We start from the raw sequence: 457 nt of genomic DNA, 5'->3' as shown, positions 1-457 counted from the left end.
CCATTGTGTTGTCAGCCATTTTATCAATTTTAGCTTTAAAACTATCAATATCCCCAGATCCTGTTTGGTTTTTCGTAAACTTTAATTCAACTAAGTAAGTAGTCCCATCTATCGTTAATGAACCATCTATTTGTCGGCCATCTACTTTATACGGTCTCCTACATTGAATATCTGAGTAATCCAAGGCTTCATAAAACCATTTTTCAAAATCATATCCCCCTTGTTGAGTGCCGACTGATGGTAATAGGCCATGAAGTTGCTGTTGTAGCCCCTCTCTATCAACAAGTGACTTTCTAATTTCTTTTTGGATTTCTTTAAGGTTCTCTTTTGTCTTTTGCTTTTGTTCTTCCGCTTTGAGTTCATCTAATTTATGATTTATATAAGATCTCAATTCTATAATAGACTTATGTGCTTGCTGTATTTTTAGATCTGAATCTTCAAATCCTCGAAGATCAGG

Annotated in this window: 1 protein-coding gene; it reads right to left on the bottom strand. The window is 34.6% G+C overall.

The window, feature by feature from the left end; translation table 11 throughout:
- Positions 1–457 (bottom strand): hypothetical protein (locus E2K52_RS14910; protein ID WP_151205740.1); only part of this gene is annotated, 457 nt, incomplete at both ends.

Origin of the sequence: Acinetobacter sp. RF14B, from assembly GCF_006864105.1 — a bacterium.
GTDB lineage: Bacteria > Pseudomonadota > Gammaproteobacteria > Pseudomonadales > Moraxellaceae > Acinetobacter > Acinetobacter lwoffii_C.
The sequence above is the reverse complement of the archived record's forward strand: the minus strand, read 5'-3'. Positions and strand labels throughout refer to the sequence as shown.